The following is an 18,108-nucleotide window of genomic DNA, read 5'->3' on the forward strand; positions in this document are numbered from 1 at the left end:
GGGCGCGAGGCGCGTCAGCCTGCGCGGGCTTGTGGCGGTGATGGCGAGTGTCGGCGTCGTCGCGCTGATCTACAGCCTGGTCGGGCCGCTGCTTTCGGTCAATCTCGAACGGCGCGGCATCGATTCCATCACCAACGGCGCGCTGGCCGCGATGCCGCCGGTCGCGGTGCTGCTCTGCGGCGTCTTCGTGCCGGTGCTGGTGCGCCGCCTGGGCGCCATCGCCAGCATCGTCGCCGGCACCGCGATCGCCGTGCTGTGCCTGATCCTGTTCCCGCTGCTGCCGTCCCTGCCGGCCTGGTTCGCGCTGCGCTTCGTCATGGGAATCTCGATCGGCGTGATCTGGATCGTCAGCGAGACCTGGGTCAACGCGCTGGCGCCAGACCATGCCCGCGGCAAGATCATCGGCATCTATGTGACGGTGCTGAGCGCCTGCTCGGCGGGTGGACCTCTGCTGATCGGCGTGCTGGGCGTCGAGGGCGCCCTGCCCTTCTTCGTCAGCGCCGCCATCCTGGCGCTGGCCGTGCTGCCGGTCCCGATCGCGGCGGCCGGCGGCAGCGTGCCGACCTTCCATCACCATGAGTCGATCCCGTTGCGCCAGGCGGCGCGGCAAGCGCCGGTGCCGATGGTCGCGGCGGTCATCCATGGCGGCACCATGGTGGTGAACATGACCCTGCTGCCGGTCTACGGCGTGCGCATGGGCCTCTCCGAGGCAGAGGCGGTGTCGCTGGTGACCGCGCTGATCGTCGGCGGCATGGCGGCGCAGATTCCGGTCGGCCATCTGCTCGACCGCTTCAATGCCGGCCGCGTCCTGATGTTCTCCGGCGCGGTGCAGGCGCTGGGCGCCGCGCTGCTGCCCTTCGCGATCGACAACCCGAGCGTCTGGATCCTGCTGCTGGTGTGGGGCGGATTCGGCAACGGGATCTACACCACCTCGCTCACCATGCTCGGCCGCGCCTTCACCAAGGAAGAGCTGCCCAGCGCCAACACCATCTTCACCATGTTCTGGGAGTTCGGCGCCTTCGTCGGCCCGCTACTGGGCGGCGCGGCGATGTGGATCTGGAACCCGCATGGCATGATCGCCGTCAGCGTCGTCGCCGGCGTGCTGCTGGTGATGCTGGGAGTCCGTGCGTTACGAAGCGCGTGAGGCGCCGCAAGACAAAGTTTCGATGAGGTAGACCGATGCCGATCGCCCCCTATGGCTCCTGGGCTTCTCCGATCACGTCCGATCTGGTCACCGCCGATGCGATCCGGCTCGACCAGGTGATGCTGGACGGCGCCGACATCTATTGGACCGAATCCCAGCCGGAGAAGAAAGGCCGCATCCTGGTCTATCGGCAGCGCGGCGACGGCGCGGTCGAAGCGATGACGCCCGACGACGACAACGCCTGGAACGTCCGCACGCGGGTGCATGAATATGGCGGCGGCGCCTTCGCGGTCGATGCCGGGCGGGTGTTCTTTTCCAACTACGCCGACCAGCGCCTGTATCGCCAGGACCCCGCTGCGGCGCCACGGCCGATCACGGCGCCGGCCGCCAATGGCGCGGCTGCCGCTTTACGCTACGCCGACGGCGCGATCGATCGGCGGCGGAATTGCATCTTCCTGGTGCAGGAGGATCACACGGCGCCGGGCGAGGTTCGAAACGCGTTGGTGCGGGTGGACATCGACGGCGCGACCCCGCCCCGCATCGTCGCGTCCGGCCATGACTTCTACGCGGCGCCGAAGCTCAGCCCGGATGGCAGCCAGCTGGCCTGGCTGACCTGGGATCATCCCAACATGCCCTGGGTCACGACCGAGCTCTGGCTGGCCGGGGTGGCGGAGGACGGAAGTCTCGGAAACCCGCGAAAGGTCGCCGGTGGACCCGATGAAGCGCTGTTCCAGCCGCAATGGTCGCCGGCCGGCGCGCTGTTCTTCGTCTCCGACCGGGAGAGCGGCTGGTGGAACCTGCATTGCCTGCGCAACGGCCGGGTCGAGTGCGTGCTGGAAATGGAAGCCGAGTTCGGCAAGGCGCAGTGGAATTTCAACATGTCCACCTACGGCTTCGCCGCCGACGGCCGGATCATCTGCGCCTATGTCAAGGACGGGATCTGGAAGCTCGGCAGCCTCGACACCGGCGCGGGCAAGCTCACCGACATCGCCACGCGGTTTACCGAGATCTCGCAGATCCGCGTCGGCGCGGGCGGGGTGGTCTTCCTCGGCGGCAGCGGAACCGAGCCGGAGGCGCTGGTCGCGCTCGATCTCGAGAGCGGCGCCGAGCGGGTGATCCGGGCGTCGGCCGTGGTGAGCGAAGCGCTGCGGCCTTACATCTCGATACCCGAGGCGATCGCCTTTCCGACCACCGGCGGCGAGATCGCGCATGCCTTCTATTATCCGCCGGCTTCGAAGGACTACAGCGCGCCCGCCGGCGAGCAGGTGCCGGTGCTGGTGAAGAGCCATGGCGGGCCGACCGCGACCACCAGCCACACGCTCAGCTTCTCGGTCCAGTATTGGACCAGCCGGGGGTTTGGCCTGCTCGACGTGAACTATCGCGGCAGCACCGGCTATGGCCGCGCCTATCGGCTACGCCTGGAGAAGACCTGGGGGATCGTCGACGTCGAGGACTGCGCTTGCGGCGCGCGGCACCTGGTGTCGACGCGCAACGCGGATCCGGCGCGGCTGGCGATCCGGGGCGGCAGCGCCGGCGGTTACACCACCTTGCGGGCGCTGACCGCGCCGGCGAAGACCTTCAGCGCCGGCGCCAGTCATTACGGCGTCAGCGATCTCGCGGCGCTGGCGCGCGACACGCATAAATTCGAATCGCGCTATCTCGACTGGCTGATCGGTCCCTATCCCGAGGACGAGAAGATCTATGCCGAGCGCTCTCCGATCAACCACATCGACCAGCTGACGGTGCCGGTGATCTTCTTCCAGGGCACCGAGGACGAGGTGGTGCCGCCGAACCAGACCCAGATGATGGTCGATGGCCTGAAGGCGCGGAACGTGCCGGTCGGCTACCTGCTGTTCGAGGGCGAGCAGCACGGCTTCCGCAAGGCGGAGAACATCCGCCGCGCGCTGGATGCCGAGCTCTATTTCTACGCCGCGCTGCTGACGCGCTCCGGCCTGCGCTATCTCTAGAGCTCGACCGCGCCGAGCGGGCCGGGCGAGGTCGATGCCTTGAACTGGGCGGCCAGTCGGCGCAGCTCGGCCGCGGTGTAGCGCGCATACATGCCCTGGTTCCGCCGGCCGATCGCGTGCTCGGCGCTGAAGCTGCCGGCGAAACCTTCGACCGCGACGGCGACGACAAAGTCGCGCAGGCCCTGCTCGAAAGCCGGGTCGGCGGCGCGCGGATCGGCCTTCGGGAGGACCAGGTTGAAATGGACGCCGCCATCGCCGACATGGCCGAAGTCGCAGACCGTGATCCCCGGGAAGCGCCGGGGCAACTCGGCCTTCATATGGCTGCTGAAGCGCATGATGTCGCCGCGCCGGAAGGAGAGGTCGAAGGCGAAGAGCTTGCCGGATTGCCGCACGCCTTCGGAGAGCGCATGGCGGAGCGCCCACATCTCCTCGGCGCGGCCGACCAGGGCATCGGCGATGAGCGGTGTGTCGCGGTTCAGGAGATCGGCGAGCACCTCTTCGAGCACGGCGGAGAGCGGTTGCTCGCCGCCGCGCGCCGGCCAGCTGCGCGAGACCTCGGCGAGGATCGCGAAATCCGGGACCGCGCCGCCGGCGAAGGGATTGCGCAGCGACGGTGCGTGCGCGAGGGCCGCGGCCATCGCGTTCTTCGACATGCCCTCGAAGGCCGAGAGATAACCGCCGAGCGCCTGTTCCATCGCCACCAGCAGGTCGGGGACGCATTGCTCCGAGGCCGGCACCAGCAGCGCCGCGGCGGTCTGCTGCGGCAGCGGCTCGAGGTTGAGCACGCATTCGGTGACGACGCCGAAGCTGCCCGAGGTGCCGATGAAGAGCTGCTTCCAATCGGCGCCGGTGTTATTCTTGCGCAGCCCCGAAGAAAGAGCGAGCACGGTGCCGTCGCGGTCGGCGAGCACCACGGTCAGCCCCAGCGTGTTGCGGCGGACGTCGCCGTAGCGCAGGAAGCGCGAGCCGCCGGTATTGGTGGCGATCATGCCGCCGAGCCGGGGATCGGCGCCGAGATCGATCGGGAAGAACAGGTGGTCGGCGGCGAGGCGCTGGTTGAGCGCGGAGAGCCGCAAGCCGGCGCCGGCGGTGACCGAGCGGTTGACGCGATCCAGCGCGAAGGGCGCGGTCAGGCGATCGAGGCTGAGGATCGCCTGCGTGCCGCTGGCATCCGGCGTCGAGCCGGCGACCACGCCGGTATTGCCGGATTGCGGGATCAAGGCGATACCGTGGCGCACGCAGATCGCAACGGTCCGCGAGACTTCGTCGGTGGATTTCGGGCGGGCGACGAAAGCGGCGGTGCCGCGGTCATAGCGCGCGCCGGACTCGTAGGGCGCGCGATCGGTTTCCTCCGTGAGGAGACCGCTGTCGCCCAGGATCGCGCGCAGCTCGGCGAGGACGGCGGGATCGGGCATGCTGCGTCGCTCAGTGATAGCCGATGTCGGCACGGACCTTGCCGCGGAACACCCAGTAGGACCAGCCCGTGTACATCAGGATCACGGGGAGCAGGAACAGCGTGCCGACGGCGAGGAAGGCTTGCGTGCTGGGGACCGATGCCGCCTCCCAGAGGGTGAAGTGGTGCGGCACGATCATCGGCCAGAGGCTGATCGCGACGCCGAGATAGGACATCGCGAAGAGGCAGATCGCCGCGACGAAGGGCGAGACTTCGGCGGTGCTGCTGCGCAACGCGCGCCATTCCCAGATCGCCAGTGCCGCGGTGATCACCGGCACGGGCGCCAGGAAGGCGATGTTGGGCCAGGAGAACCAGCGCGCCTTGATCGCCGGGTCGGCAAGCGGGGTCCAGATGCTGACGACGGCCACGGCAAGCCCGACGCCGATGAAGCAGCGGAAGCCCCAGCGGCGGGCCCAGGCCTGGAGCTCGCCCTCGGTCTTCAGGATCAGCCAGCCCGCGCCGAGCAGGCCGTAGCCGAACAGCAGCGCGACCCCGGTGAAGAGCGAGAAGGGCGTGAAGCAGTCGAAGGAGCTGCCGACGAAATGCCGGCCCTCGACCTCGAAGCCCTGGATGAAGGCCCCGAGCACGACGCCCTGGCTGAAGGTGGCGAGGGCCGAGCCGTAGCAGAAGGCGTGGTCCCAGAAGGTGCGGTGCTCGGAATCGCGGAAGCGGAACTCGAAGGCGGTGCCGCGGAACACCAGGGCCAGCAGCATCACCAGGATCGGAAAATAGACCGCGGGCACGATGATCGCGAAGGCCAGGGGGAAGGCGGCCAGCAGGCCGACGATGCCCAGCACCAGCCAGGTTTCGTTGCCGTCCCAGATCGGCGCGATTGAGTTCATCACCAGGTTGCGCGCCGTGGTGTTGGGCGCAAAGCCGTAGAGGATGCCGACCCCGAGGTCGAAGCCGTCCAGCATCACATAGAGGAAGACGCCGAGGCCGAGGATGACGGTCCAGAGCGGGACGAAGTCGATCATGGCTGCCTCCCCTCGCGGCCTTCGGCGAACGGCAGGGCTTCGACCGGGCCGCGCGGCCGGCCGCTCTCGACTGCATCGTGATGCTGGTCGGCCGGGCCGCGCTTCACCAGCTTCATCATCATGAGGCCGCCGGCCGGATACATGATGAGATAGACGATCATGTAGCCGGCGAGCGAGAGCGCGACGTCGGTGCCGCTCAGGGAGGGCGTCACGGAATCGGCGGTCCGGAGCAGGCCGTAGACGGTCCAGGGCTGGCGCCCGACCTCGGTCGTGGTCCAGCCGGCCAGCACGGCGAGGAAGCCGATCGGCGCCGCATACTGGCAGGCCTTCAGGAACCATTCGGCGAGGTAGAGGTCGCGGCGCAGCCGCAGCCACAGGCTCGCGACCACGATCGCCAGCATGACGAGGCCCAGGCCGACCATGATGCGGAAGGCGAAATAGGGGATAATCACCGGGGCGCGGTCTGCCTTCGGGAAGTCCTTCAGGCCCTGCACCGTGCCGTCGGGGTCATGCGCGAGGATGAGGCTGCCCAGCACCGGGATCTCGATCTCGAAATGGTTGGTCTCCGCCTCCTGGTCGGGGATGGCGAAGAGGCTCAAGGGCACGCGCGATGCCGTCTCCCAGCGCGCCTCGATCGCGGCCAGCTTGGCCGGCTGGTGCTCGCGGGTGTTGAGGCCGTGCAGGTCGCCGATGACGATCTGCAGCGGCACCAGCACGGTCAGCAGCCAGAGGGTCATCGAGAACATGCTGCGCGCTTCCTCGATGAAGCGGCCGCGGCGCATGTAATAGGCGGCGACGCTGATCACCACGAAGCCGGTCGTGACGTAGAAGCCGGTCACGGTATGCGCCAGGCGATAGGGGAAGGAGGGGTTGAAGATGATCGCCATCCAGTCCACCGGCACGAAACGGCCGTTCTCGATCGCGTAGCCGGCCGGGGTCTGCATCCAGCTGTTGGTCGAGAGGATCCAGAAGGAGGAGAACAAGGTGCCGCCGGCCACCATCAGCGCGGCGACGAAATGCGCCCATTTCGGCACCAGGCTGCGGCCGAACAGCAGCACGCCGAGGAAGGCGGATTCCAGGAAGAAGGCCATCAGGCCTTCATAGGCCAGCAGCGGCGAGAGCACGTCGGCCGTCGCATCGGAGAAGCGGCTCCAGTTGGTGCCGAACTGGAACGGCATCACGATGCCGGAGACCACGCCCATGCCGAAGGAGACCGCGAAGATCTTGGTCCAGAATCCGGAGAGCCGGAAATAGACCGGCTTGCCGGTGGCGAGGTGCAGACCTTCGAGCATCGCGATGAAGGAGGCGAGGCCGACGGTGAAGGCCGGCAGCAGGATATGCCAGGCCACGACCCAGACGAATTGCAGGCGCGAGAGCAGAAGGGCGTCGAATTCCACGGATGCACTCCCGGAGAGAACGGACGTGGCGCCGAGTATAGGCGATCTTCGCGGCGAAAGTCCGCAACCCTTACGTCGCAGCCCGTTCATCGTCAGGTATCGGTCGAGTGCAGCGAAGACCGAGGGCGTTGCGGAACTCACTGCGCGGCCTGCTGTTCTCTAGCCGGGGCCAACAGCAAGCCGCGGACCGCGGCAGGACAGTTTCATGACGGCACCCGTCACCGGCGTGGTTCTTGGACTGATCGGTCTCGCCCTCCTCATCGGGGGCGGCTGGCTGGTCGCACTCGGCGGCTCGGCCTACTACGCGTTGGCCGGGATCGGCATGCTCATCGTTGCGGGTCTGCTGATCCTGCGGCGGCGCGAGGCGCTCTGGGTCTATGCCGCGGTGCTCGTGGGCACGCTCGGCTGGTCGGTCTGGGAAATCGGCTTCGACTGGTGGCCGCTGGCGGCGCGCGGCGACATTCTGTTCCCCCTGGCGCTCTGGCTGCTCTGCCCCTGGGTTACGCGGAATCTCCGAAACGACGGACGGGTGACGGCGGGCATGGCGGCGACGCCGCTCTGGGCCGGCGTGGCCCTGAGCGCGATCGTGCTGGTGCTCGGGCTGACCACGAATGTGCATGAGCGGGAAGCCACGCTCGCTGCAACGCCGTCGGCGGCGGGCAATCCGGGCGCGAGCGAGGGCCAACCCGATTCGGACTGGCGCGCCTATGGCCGCAGCCAGTTCGGGCAGCGCTATTCGCCGCTCACCGAGATCACGCCGGAGAATGTCAACCGCCTGGAAGTCGCCTGGACCTTCCGCACCGGGGACGGCCAGGGTCCGAACGATTCCGCCGAGACCACCTTCGAGGTGACGCCGATCAAGGTCGGCGACATGCTCTATCTCTGCTCGCAGCACCAGATCCTGTTCGCGCTGGATGCGAAGACCGGCAAGGAGCGCTGGCGCTATGACCCGCAGCTCAAATCCGATCCGCGTTTCCAGCACCTGACCTGCCGCGGCGTCTCCTATCACGAGACCGCGGACGGTGCGACCGACACGACCGGCGCGCCGGCGCCGGCCGAATGCCGGAAGCGCATCTTCCTGCCGGTGAATGACGGACGCCTGATCGCGGTCGATGCCGATAGCGGCAAGCCTTGCGAAGGCTTCGGCGATCACGGTGTGCTCGACCTGCAGCAGGGGATGGGGGCGCCGACCTACAGCTTCTATGAGCCGACCTCGCCGCCGGTCGTCGGCGAGAAGATCGTGGTGGCCGCGGCTTCCGTCATGGACAACTACTCGACCGACCTGCCGTCCGGCGTGATCCGCGGCTTCGATCTCTACACCGGCCGCCTGGTCTGGGCCTGGGATTCCGGCGCCGCGGATGAGAATGCGCTCGCTTCCGCGACCCACAGATATACCAACAACTCGCCGAATGCCTGGATCACGCCGGCCTACGATCCCAAGCTCGGCTTGCTCTACCTGCCGATGGGCGTGCAGACGCCGGACATCTGGGGCGGCAACCGCTCCGAATTATCGGAGCGCTATGCCAACGCGCTGGTGGCGCTCGACATCAATACCGGCAAGCGGGTTTGGTCATACCAGACGGTGCACCACGATCTCTGGGACATGGACCTGCCGGCGCAGCCGAGCCTGGTCGATCTGCCGGCGCGGGACGGCGGCACGGTCCCGGCGATCCTGCAACCGGCGAAGACCGGCAACATCTTCGTGCTCGACCGGCGCAACGGAAAACTGATCGTGGCGGCGCCGGAAAGACCGGTGCCGCAAGGCGCGGCGGAAGGCGATCGCGTTTCGCCGACCCAGCCCTTTTCCGACTTGAGCTTCCGGCCAGAGCGCAACTTGACCGGAGCCGATATGTGGGGCGCGACACTCTTCGACCAGCTCGCCTGCCGCATTCAGTTCCACAGGCTGCGTTACGAGGGACCGTTCACGCCGCCTTCCGAGCAGGGCAGCCTGATCTTCCCCGGCAATCTCGGCATGTTCGAATGGGGCGGACTCGCGGTCGATCCCAAGCGGCAGATCGCAATCGCCAACCCGATCGCCATTCCCTTCGTCTCGCGGCTGATCCCGCGCGGGCCGGACAATCCCGATCAGCCGGACCAATCGCTGCATCACGGCAGCGAGACCGGCATCCAGCCGATGTACGGCACGCCCTTCGGCGTGGTGCTGCACCCCTTCCTTTCGCCGATCGGCCTGCCCTGCCTGCGACCGCCCTGGGGATTCATGGCGGCCATCGATCTCAAATCGATGCAGATCGCCTGGATGCACCGCAACGGCACGATCCGCGACGTGGCGCCGCTGCCGATCCCGCTGAAGATGGGCGTGCCAAGTCTCGGCGGCCCGATCACGACCGCGGGCGGCGTCGCCTTCGCGACCGGCACGCAGGATTACTATATCCGCGCTTACGATGTGAGCGACGGCCGCGAAATCTGGAAAGACCGGCTGCCGGCCGGCGGCCAGTCGACGCCGATGACCTACGCCATCAACGGACAGCAATACGTGGTGACGGCGGCCGGCGGCCACGGCTCGTTCGGCACCAAGCGCGGCGATTACGTGATCGCGTATCGCCTGGCCGATTGAGGGGCTGAGGTTTCTTGAGGGTTTGCCGCAGTGCAAAAGAAGGTGCCGCGTTCGGCGCTTCCCTACCCCCGGCTTATTTGTCCGATAAATAGGGGGACCAAGGCTGGTCCGGTCTTGTGGCACGACAAAACGCCTGCCATACTTTCCAGGTCTTGCAGCTATAAGCAAGTTTCCTTGGGAGGAAAATAATGACGGATCTACCGAAGACCAATCGGCGTGGCTTCCTGGCGGGCGCGTCGTTGGGAGGCGCCGCGGCTCTCGTCGGCGGCCTCGGAATCAAAGAAGCGGCGGCACAAGCGGTCGCGGCTGGGCGTTCCGAGAAGCCGCTGAAGGCTGCGTTCTCCAACGCCGGTCTGCAGGCGACCTGGTGCGCCCAGGGCAAGCAGGCCGCGGAATATTGGGGCAAGCTCTATAACGTGGAAGTGACCTGGTTCGACGGCCAGCTCGATGCCGTGAAGCAGCGCGCCGCGATCGACAACATGGCCTCGCAGAAGTGGGACTTCGTCGCGATCCAGGCCTTCGGCATCGGCACCTTGACGCAGCCGGTGAAGAAGATGATCGACGCCGGCATCCCGGTGATCGACATGGACACGCTGATCGCACCGCTGGACCAGATCGACGTCCACGCCCTCCTGGCGCCGGACAACGTCTTCATGGGCGCTGCGGTGACGCAGTCGCTGATGTCGGCGATCGGCGGCAAGGGCAAGGTGATCATGACCCAGGGCGCGCTCGGCCATACCGGCGCCCAGGGGCGTGCGGCGGGCTTCAAGCAGGTCGTCGCCCAGTATCCGGGCGTCGAGGTGCTGGACGACCAGCCGGCGGATTGGGACGTCACCAAGGCGGCGCGGCTCTGGGAGACCTATCTCACCAAGTATCCGCAGATCGACGCGGCCTACTTCCACAATGACGACATGGCGCTCGCCGCCTACAACGTCATGAAGGCCAAGGGCCGCACCGAGATCAAGATCGGCGGCACCGACGCTATGCCGCCGGCACTGGCGGCGGTCGCCGACGGCCGGATGCATGCGACGGTCCGCAACCCGTCCTGCCGGATCCATGGCGGTGCGATCGTCGCCGGCGTGGCGGCGGTCAACGGCGAAAAGACCGGCAACGGCATCCCGAAGAACATCGTCACCGACGGCCCCGTCGTCACCAAGGACAACGCGGCCGGCATGCAGTGGATGCAGGATCACTTCCTGATCTAAACTGACTGCGGATAAGGACCCTTAGGGGGCCGGGAGCGTCCAATCAGGGCGCTCCCGGCCGCTTTCATGTCCGGGTGGCGAGTGAATATGCAGGCTGAGTCCCAGAATCCTACTTCCGAATCCGCCGCGGTGCCGCGTTTGCGGATGGAAGGAATCTCCAAATCCTTCGGCGGCGTCGCCGCGCTTCGCGATGTCGATTTCGAGCTGCGCGAGGGCGAGATTCATGGCCTGGTCGGCGAGAACGGCGCCGGCAAGTCGACCATGATGAAGATCATCGCCGGCGTGCATACCGAATACAGCGGCAAGATGCTGCTGGACGGCAAGCAGGTGCATTTCCATTCGGCGCGCGATGCGCTGCATGCCGGGATCGGCATGGTGCACCAGGAGCTTTCGATCGTCCCCGACCTCTCGGTCGCGGAGAACGTCTATCTCGGCAAGCAGCCCACCAGGAACGGCGTCGTGGACTGGAAAGCGATGCGCGAAGGCGCCAAGCGCCAGCTGGAGATGCTGGGCATCGACGTCGACCCGCGCGCGACCATGGGCTCGCTGCCGATCGGCCTGCAGCAGCTGATCGAACTGGCGCGCGTGCTCTATTCCGGCGCCCGGATCATCATTCTCGACGAGCCGACCTCGGCGCTGTCGCCGCCGGAAGTGCGGCGCCTCTTTGAGGTGCTGCAGGGCGTCAAGGCCAGTGGCCGCTCGATCGTCTTCATCTCGCATTTCCTCGACGACATCCTGGAGATCTCCGACACCGTCACCATCTTCCGCAACGGGCGCCGGGTCGCGACCGAGCCGGTGCCGAAGATCAACAAGAGCTGGGTCATCGAGCAGATGATCGGCCGCGGCCACGAAGGCCTGGAAGAGACCTATACCGGCGAGATCGCGCTCGACAGCAAGCCGCAGGCGCCGGTGGTGCTCGCCACCAGGGACCTGGGCTCCGGCCGCGCCTTCTCCGACATCTCGCTCGAGGTCAGGGCCGGCGAAGTGCTGGGGATCTACGGCTTCATGGGCTGCGGCCAGCTGGAGCTGGCGCGCGCCTTGTTCGGCAAGCTGAAGCCCGAGGCCGGCGGCCTCACGATCGAGGGCAAGCCGATCCGCTTCAAGAACACGGCGCAGGCGCGCAAGGCCGGGATTGCCTTCGTGCCGGAGAGCCGGCGCTCGATGCTGTTCTATCACGAGCCGGTCTATAAGAACGTGTCGATCAGTTCATTGGGGCGGATCTCGCGGCTCTGGCTGAAGCCCGCGGTCGAGCGCAGCATCGCCGACAGGCAGGCCAAGGCGCTCAACATCCGGCCGCCCAATGTGAAGACGCTGCTGGGCGGGCTATCCGGTGGCAACCAGCAGAAAGTGGCGCTGGCCAAGTGGCTGGCCTATCCGACCAAGGTGCTGGTGCTGTCCGAGCCGACGCGCGGCATGGATGTCGGCGCCAAGGACGACGTGGTAAAGATCGTCCGCGGCCTGCGCGACCAGGGCATGGCGGTGGTGGTGGTCTCGGCCGAGCCCGAGACCGTGCTGTCGCTGGCCGACCGCATCGTCGTCATGAAGAAAGGGCGGATCGTCAAGGAATTCGCCAGCCAAACCATCAGCAAGGACCGGCTGCTCGAGGCCGCATAGGGGATAGCCAGAAGATGAACGCCACCACCACCGCATCGAGCAGCAGCCTCAAGCTCAAGAATTTCCTGCGCGCGCAGATGCGCAACATCGCGCCCTTCGTGACGCTGATCGCGCTGGTCGTGTTCTTCAGCTTCGCCAGCCCGTCCTTCTTCACGATCGACAATCTCGGCAACATCCTCACCAACATCTCGATCGCCGGCATCATGGCGGTGGGATTGACATTCGTGATTCTCTGCGCCGAGATCGACCTCTCCTTCGCGGCGGTGGCGAACGCGACCGGCATCGCGGTCGCCTATTTCACCGCGCAGGAATCCTATGTGAACGTCGCCAACGTGCCCTTGTCCGGCGGCATGGCGATCGTGCTGGCGCTGATCGGCTGCCTGATCCTCGGCTTCATCAACGCGATCGGCATGACCAAGATCGGCATTCCGTCGTTCATCATGACGCTCGCCATGATGCAGATCGCGGCCGGCATCTGCGCGCTGCTGGTGCGCGGCCAGATCCTCTACGCCGTGCCGGCGCAGGTCTCCTACCTCGGCACCGAATCGATCGGCGGGGTGCCCTGGATCGTGATCGTGCTGGCCCTGTTCCTCGCGGTTGGGCACCTGGTGCTGACCTATACGCGGTTCGGCCGCTACGTCTACATGGTGGGCGGCAATCGCGAGGCGGCGGAATTCTCCGGCGTCAACGTGAAGCTGATCCTGGGCGCGGTGATGGTGATCTCGGCCTTCTGCGCCGGCACCTCGGGCATGCTCGGCGTCGCCTATTTCGGCAGTGCACAACAGGACGAGTTCAACGGCTTCCTGCTGGATGCGATTTCCGCGGTGGTGGTCGGCGGTACCTCGCTGTTCGGCGGGCGCGGCGGCATCGGCAACACGATCATCGGCCTCTGCGTGCTGGGTGTGCTCAACAACGGCCTCGACCATATCCAGATCGACTCCTTCCTGAAGATCCTGATCCGCGGCCTGATCCTGCTGACCGCGCTCATCATCAACGTCTACGCCCAGAACCTGCGGGCGCAGCAGATGCAGAGCACGGAATAACGGGGCACGGAATAACGGGGCACGGAATAACGGGGCACGGAATAAAGTCGCGCTCCTTCACATGACTGACATCCGGGCGGGGTAGTCTCACAGGCTTTCCCGCCTGGAGGTTCCATGCTCGACACGATCAGCCCGTCCCTCGCGCCCTTCCTCGCGAGCCGCCTGGACGTGCCCCCGCCGCGGCTCGGCATCCGCTACGACGCCGCCGGGAACTTCCTGCCCGAGGCGGGCAACACCATCGTCTGCCACCTGCAGCGGCGCTCGGCCTCGGAAGGCGCGATCCTGCAGCTGCGCGAACGGCTGCTGCGGCTACCCGGCGCCGACTGCCTCGCCTTCACCCCGGCCGCCAGCCTGCATATGACCTTGTTCCAGGGCGTGGTCGACACGCGCCGCAGGCATCCCTATTGGCCGGCCGACATCCCGCTCCATCTCGGCATCGACGACATGACCCGGCGCATGATGAGCCGGCTGGACGGGTTCGACGGCTGCGGTCCGTTCTCGGTTCGCGCGGCCGCGGTGACGCCGACCGGAATCACCGTCGAAGGCGTCACCGAGCAGGACCGGCAGGTGATGCAGGCCTGGCGCGACAAGCTGGCGCGGATCTTCGGCTATCGGCATCCGGATCACGAGGCCTACAGCTTCCACATCACCTTCGCCTATGTGATCCGCGGCATCCCCGACGCAGCGGCGACGCAGTGGCAGGCGGCGCTGGATGACGGCCTCGCTTTGCTGCAGCGCGAAGCGCCGGAGATCCAGCTCCGGGAACCCGCCTTCTGCCGGTTCCGGGACATGAGGCAATTCGAGGAGTTGTTGATTCTGGCCTGAAACGCCTGCGCGAGGGGATTGTTGCCAGGGGCAGGGCCGGCGGGTACCTTCGCGCTCCGCAACAGACCCGCTCGATCGCCCATGCTCCCGCTCTCCTCCCGCCGCTATGGCGCCGTCAACTGGATCGGCCTTGCCACCCTCTACGGCAAGGAGGTGCGGCGCTTCTGGACGGTCGCGACCCAGACCGTGCTGGCGCCGCTGGTGACCGGGCTGCTGTTCCTCGCGGTCTTCGTGCTGGCGCTGGGGCACCGCGTCGATCAAATCGGCGGCGAGCCCTATGTCGATTTCCTGGTGCCGGGTCTGATCATGATGACCATCGCCCAAAACGCCTTCGCGAACACCTCTTCCTCGCTGATGATCGCCAAGGTGCAGGGCAACATCGTCGATCTGCTGATGCCGCCCTTGAACGCGCTGGAGATGACCATCGGGATCGCCGGCGGCGGCGTCACCCGGGGCGTGGTGGTGGGCCTGACCACCGGCATCGCCATGCTGGTCTTCGTGCCGATCGACATCGCGCATCCGGGCTTCGTGATCTTCCACGCGGTCGCAGCCAGCCTGCTGATGGCTTTGCTCGGGATGCTGACCGGGATCTGGGCCGAGAAGTTCGACCACCTGGCGGCGATCACCAATTTCATCGTGACGCCGCTCTCGTTCCTCTCCGGCACCTTCTATTCCACCACGCGACTGCCGGAGCTCTGGCAGACCATCGCGCACTTGAATCCCTTCTTCTACATGATCGACGGCTTCCGTTACGGCTTCATCGGCCATGCCGACGCGCCGGTCTGGACCGGGGTCATCGTGATGCTCGGCATCGACGCGGTGCTGCTGGTGATCGTGCACCGCTGGCTCAAGCGCGGCTATCGCCTCAAAGCCTGATGACCGCCGCACGGCTCAGCATCCGGCGTTTCGGCGCGGTCAACGGCTTGGGTCTCGCGACCCTGGTGAAGCGCGAGGCCAGCCGCGGCCTCTCCGACTACAACTACCAGCTCCTCGGCCCGGCGGTGACCGCGCTGCTCTACCTCGCGGTGTTCCGGCTCGCCTTGCACAACGACGAGAGCGGGCAGCTGCTGATCAATTTCATCGCGCCGGGCGTGATCATCTTCACCGCCTGCGAGAAGGCCTACGAGGCGGCGGCCGGCAGCTTCATCTTCGACAAGCACGAGCGGATCATCGGCGATCTCTTGATGGCGCCGCTCTCGCCGGTCGAACGGCTGATCGGCTATGTCTGCGCGAACTGCCTCGGCGGCATCGCGGTCGGCGCGGTGGTGGCGCTGCTCACCCTGGTCTTCGCCGATCTCGGCGCCGCGCATCCCTGGGCCATCGTCGCCTTCGGCTTGCTCGGCATGATCTTCCATTCGCTGGTCGGGCTGCTGGTCGGGATCTGGGCGGAGAAATGGGACCAGTTCTCGGCGATCCACACGTTCCTCCTGGTCCCGCTCTCATTCCTTTCGGGCGTGTTCTATCCGATCGAGGCACTGCCAGCGGCGTTCCAGGACGTGATGCAGCTGAACCCGCTCTACCACGCGATCGCCGGCTTCCGTTACGGCATGAGCGGCACCGAAGCGGGCGACCCGATGACCCATGTCCTGGTGCTGGCCGGCGTCAACCTGGTGCTGGGCGCGCTGGCCTATCGCTGGTTCCGCTCCGGCTACAAGCTAAAGCCCTGATTTAACGGGGAGAAATGGCTCTCACCGCGGAATTGTCTCGACCCTGGGGGGACAATCCGGGTCTTTACATTCGGGGGACCGGCCCCGATATTCGGCGCTCTTTTCCCAGCAATCAGAGCCGGAACGCCGACCATGAACGCCTTGATGAACACCTATAATCGGGTCGACCTCGCCTTCGAGCGGGGCGAGGGTGCTTATCTCATCACGGCGGAAGGGCGACGTTATCTCGATTTCACCAGCGGCATCGCGGTGACCGCGCTCGGCCATTGCCATCCGCATCTGGTGAAGACCCTGCAGGAGCAGGGCGCCAAGCTCTGGCATACCTCGAACCTGTTCCGGGTGCCGGGCCAGGAGAAGCTGGCGGAGCGCCTGACCGATGCGAGCTTCGCCGATGCGGTGTTCTTCGGCAATTCCGGCGCCGAGGCGCTGGAATGCGGCTTCAAGCTGATCCGCAAGTATCACGACGATTTCGGCGATCCCAACCGCTACAAGGTCATCGCCTTCGAAGGCGCATTCCACGGCCGCACGCTGGCCACCCTCTCGGCCGCCGGCAACGAAAAATATCTCAAGGGCTATGCGCCGAATGTCGAGGGCTTCGAGCAGGTGCCGTTCGGCAACCTGAACGAGGTGCGCGCCCGGATCACCCCGGAGACGGCGGCGATCCTGATCGAGCCGGTGCAGGGCGAAGGCGGCATGCGCGCCGCCGACGCGCAATTCCTGAAGGATCTGCGCACGGTCTGCGACGAGTTCGGCCTGCTGCTGATGTTCGACGAAGTGCAGTGCGGCATGGGTCGCACCGGCAAGCTGTTCGCCCATGAATGGGCCGGGGTCACGCCGGATCTGATGTCCACTGCCAAGGCGATCGGCGGCGGTTTCCCGCTGGGCGCCTGCCTCGCCACCGCCAAGGTCGCGGCGGCCTTCGGCCATGGCAGCCACGGCTCGACCTTCGGCGGCAACCCGCTGGCCATGGCGATCGGCAATGCGGTGCTGGACGTCATGCTGGCGCCGGGCTTCCTGGACAATGTCGCGAAGCTCGGCCGCCATCTCGACAAGCGCCTCGGCGACCTCCTGAAGCGCTTTCCAAAAGTGTTCGTCGAGGCCCGCGGCATCGGCCTGATCCGCGGGTTGAAATGCGCCGGCTCCAACGCGGAGATCGTCGACCTGGCGCGGGCCAAGGGCCTGCTGCTGGTCAGCGCCGCCGACAATGTGGTGCGCCTGCTGCCGCCACTGATCGTGACCGAAGCCGAGCTCGACCAGGGCATCGACCTGCTGGCCGAGATCGCGGCCCAGGCGAAGGCGGCATAAATCATGACGCAAGCCAAGACGGAGATCCGGCACTTCCTGGATCTCGACGTGCTGCCGCCGGAAACCCTGCGGACCATCATCGAGGCCGGCAAGGCGCTGAAGCGCGGCGAATTCCCGAACGGCAACAAGAAGCCGCTGGCCGACAGGGCGCTGGCGATGATCTTCGAGAAGCCGTCCACCCGCACCCGCGTCTCCTTCGAGCTCGGCATGAAGAAGCTCGGCGGCGATGCGGTGGTGCTGGAGCGCGAGAGCTCGCAATTGGGGCGCGGCGAGACCGTGGCCGACACCGCGCGGGTGCTGTCGCGCTATGTCGATTGCATCATGGTGCGCACGACCAAGGAACAGAAGCTGAAGGAGCTGGCCGACAACGCCACGGTCCCGGTGATCAACGGCCTGACCGACCGCACCCATCCCTGCCAGCTGATGGCCGACGTGATGACCTTCGAGGAGCATCGCGGGGCGATCGCCGGCAAGCGCGTGACCTGGTCCGGCGACGGCAACAACATGGCGACTTCCTGGATCCATGCCGCCGTGCAGTTCGGCTTCGAGCTCAACATTGCCTGCCCCGGCAACCTGGCGCCGCCGCAGGACGTGGTGCAATGGGCGGAGAAGCAGGGCCGCGGCAAAGTCCGAATCTCCAGCAACCCGCATGAAGCGGCCAAGGGCGCCGACTGCATCGTGACCGACACCTGGGTCTCGATGGGCGATGCGGACACGCTGGACCGCACCGAGCAGCTGCGCCGCTTCCAGGTCGACGACGCGATGATGAAGCTGGCGGCACCGGGTGCCGTCTTCATGCATTGCCTGCCCGCCCATCGCGGCGACGAGATGACCGCTTCGGTGATCGACGGGCCGCAATCGGTGGTGTGGGACGAGGCGGAAAACCGGCTCCACGCGCAGCAGGGCATCTTGCTCTGGTGCTTGGGCGTGATCTGA

Annotated in this window: 14 protein-coding genes; 11 read left to right on the forward strand and 3 right to left on the reverse strand. The window is 66.7% G+C overall.

Going from position 1 to position 18,108, the window contains the following annotated elements; genetic code table 11:
• The first annotated feature begins 40 nt into the window (after positions 1-40).
• Both ACYQ4T_RS13360 and ACYQ4T_RS13365 read left to right on the forward strand, forming a co-directional pair.
• A complete protein-coding gene (locus tag ACYQ4T_RS13360) occupies positions 41-1,144 on the forward strand; it encodes an MFS transporter (RefSeq protein ID WP_459854786.1) in 1,104 nt (367 codons plus the stop codon).
• 35 nt (positions 1,145-1,179) lie between these two features.
• A complete protein-coding gene (locus tag ACYQ4T_RS13365; RefSeq protein ID WP_459854788.1) occupies positions 1,180-3,111 on the forward strand; it encodes a S9 family peptidase in 1,932 nt (643 codons plus the stop codon).
• Here the strand turns inward: ACYQ4T_RS13365 and ACYQ4T_RS13370 are convergent.
• Genes ACYQ4T_RS13370 through ACYQ4T_RS13380 form a run of 3 tightly spaced genes read right to left on the reverse strand, consistent with a single transcriptional unit; the run spans position 3,108 to position 6,938 of the window.
• Entirely contained in the window at positions 3,108-4,526 is a 1,419-nt protein-coding gene (locus ACYQ4T_RS13370) for an FAD-binding oxidoreductase (protein WP_459854790.1), read from the reverse strand. The two genes, ACYQ4T_RS13365 and ACYQ4T_RS13370, sit on opposite strands and share 4 nt — an antisense overlap.
• Positions 4,527-4,536: 10 nt before the next feature.
• The gene (cydB, locus tag ACYQ4T_RS13375) at positions 4,537-5,541 is read right to left on the reverse strand and encodes a cytochrome d ubiquinol oxidase subunit II (RefSeq protein WP_459854792.1); all 1,005 of its coding nucleotides are present in this window, start codon (positions 5,539-5,541) and stop codon (positions 4,537-4,539) included.
• Positions 5,538-6,938: a cytochrome ubiquinol oxidase subunit I gene (locus tag ACYQ4T_RS13380; protein ID WP_459854795.1), complete on the reverse strand. Its 1,401-nt coding sequence runs from the start codon at positions 6,936-6,938 to the stop codon at positions 5,538-5,540. The genes cydB and ACYQ4T_RS13380 overlap by 4 nt, the downstream gene beginning before the upstream one ends.
• Before the next feature lie 205 nt (positions 6,939-7,143).
• Between ACYQ4T_RS13380 and ACYQ4T_RS13385 the strand changes: the two genes are divergently transcribed.
• From ACYQ4T_RS13385 to argF, 9 genes are all read left to right on the forward strand, one after another.
• Positions 7,144-9,513, forward strand: coding sequence for a glucose/quinate/shikimate family membrane-bound PQQ-dependent dehydrogenase (locus ACYQ4T_RS13385; protein ID WP_459854798.1), 2,370 nt, complete (start codon positions 7,144-7,146; stop codon positions 9,511-9,513).
• 188 nt (positions 9,514-9,701) lie between these two features.
• The gene (locus ACYQ4T_RS13390) at positions 9,702-10,718 is read left to right on the forward strand and encodes a sugar ABC transporter substrate-binding protein (RefSeq protein WP_459854800.1); all 1,017 of its coding nucleotides are present in this window, start codon (positions 9,702-9,704) and stop codon (positions 10,716-10,718) included.
• A gap of 87 nt (positions 10,719-10,805) precedes the next feature.
• Positions 10,806-12,332, forward strand: a complete 1,527-nt coding sequence (locus ACYQ4T_RS13395; protein WP_459854802.1) for a sugar ABC transporter ATP-binding protein — start codon at positions 10,806-10,808, stop codon at positions 12,330-12,332.
• 14 nt (positions 12,333-12,346) lie between these two features.
• Positions 12,347-13,375, forward strand: a complete 1,029-nt coding sequence (locus ACYQ4T_RS13400) for an ABC transporter permease (protein ID WP_459854805.1) — start codon at positions 12,347-12,349, stop codon at positions 13,373-13,375.
• Between the two features lie 114 nt (positions 13,376-13,489).
• Complete coding sequence (locus ACYQ4T_RS13405) at positions 13,490-14,200, forward strand: DUF1868 domain-containing protein (RefSeq protein WP_459854807.1); 711 nt, start codon at positions 13,490-13,492, stop codon at positions 14,198-14,200.
• A gap of 81 nt (positions 14,201-14,281) precedes the next feature.
• Positions 14,282-15,076, forward strand: coding sequence for an ABC transporter permease (locus ACYQ4T_RS13410; RefSeq protein ID WP_459854810.1), 795 nt, complete (start codon positions 14,282-14,284; stop codon positions 15,074-15,076).
• The gene (locus ACYQ4T_RS13415) at positions 15,076-15,867 is read left to right on the forward strand and encodes an ABC transporter permease (RefSeq protein WP_459854813.1); all 792 of its coding nucleotides are present in this window, start codon (positions 15,076-15,078) and stop codon (positions 15,865-15,867) included. Before ACYQ4T_RS13410 ends, ACYQ4T_RS13415 begins: the two co-directional genes overlap by 1 nt.
• A 132-nt stretch (positions 15,868-15,999) precedes the next feature.
• A complete protein-coding gene (locus ACYQ4T_RS13420; protein WP_459854815.1) occupies positions 16,000-17,172 on the forward strand; it encodes an acetylornithine transaminase in 1,173 nt (390 codons plus the stop codon).
• A gap of 3 nt (positions 17,173-17,175) precedes the next feature.
• Complete coding sequence (argF, locus tag ACYQ4T_RS13425) at positions 17,176-18,108, forward strand: ornithine carbamoyltransferase (RefSeq protein WP_459854818.1); 933 nt, start codon at positions 17,176-17,178, stop codon at positions 18,106-18,108.

The organism is Dongia sp. agr-C8 (genome assembly GCF_054658695.1).

Coding starts and splice junctions, on each gene's coding strand:
- ACYQ4T_RS13360 (WP_459854786.1), top strand. CDS start 41: ATGGCGAGTGTCGGCGTCGTCGCGCTGATCTACAGCCTGGTCGGGCCG.
- ACYQ4T_RS13365 (WP_459854788.1), top strand. CDS start 1,180: ATGCCGATCGCCCCCTATGGCTCCTGGGCTTCTCCGATCACGTCCGAT.
- ACYQ4T_RS13370 (WP_459854790.1), bottom strand. CDS start 4,526: ATGCCCGATCCCGCCGTCCTCGCCGAGCTGCGCGCGATCCTGGGCGAC.
- cydB (WP_459854792.1), bottom strand. CDS start 5,541: ATGATCGACTTCGTCCCGCTCTGGACCGTCATCCTCGGCCTCGGCGTC.
- ACYQ4T_RS13385 (WP_459854798.1), top strand. CDS start 7,144: ATGACGGCACCCGTCACCGGCGTGGTTCTTGGACTGATCGGTCTCGCC.
- ACYQ4T_RS13390 (WP_459854800.1), top strand. CDS start 9,702: ATGACGGATCTACCGAAGACCAATCGGCGTGGCTTCCTGGCGGGCGCG.
- ACYQ4T_RS13395 (WP_459854802.1), top strand. CDS start 10,806: ATGCAGGCTGAGTCCCAGAATCCTACTTCCGAATCCGCCGCGGTGCCG.
- ACYQ4T_RS13400 (WP_459854805.1), top strand. CDS start 12,347: ATGAACGCCACCACCACCGCATCGAGCAGCAGCCTCAAGCTCAAGAAT.
- ACYQ4T_RS13405 (WP_459854807.1), top strand. CDS start 13,490: ATGCTCGACACGATCAGCCCGTCCCTCGCGCCCTTCCTCGCGAGCCGC.
- ACYQ4T_RS13410 (WP_459854810.1), top strand. CDS start 14,282: ATGCTCCCGCTCTCCTCCCGCCGCTATGGCGCCGTCAACTGGATCGGC.
- ACYQ4T_RS13415 (WP_459854813.1), top strand. CDS start 15,076: ATGACCGCCGCACGGCTCAGCATCCGGCGTTTCGGCGCGGTCAACGGC.
- ACYQ4T_RS13420 (WP_459854815.1), top strand. CDS start 16,000: ATGAACGCCTTGATGAACACCTATAATCGGGTCGACCTCGCCTTCGAG.
- argF (WP_459854818.1), top strand. CDS start 17,176: ATGACGCAAGCCAAGACGGAGATCCGGCACTTCCTGGATCTCGACGTG.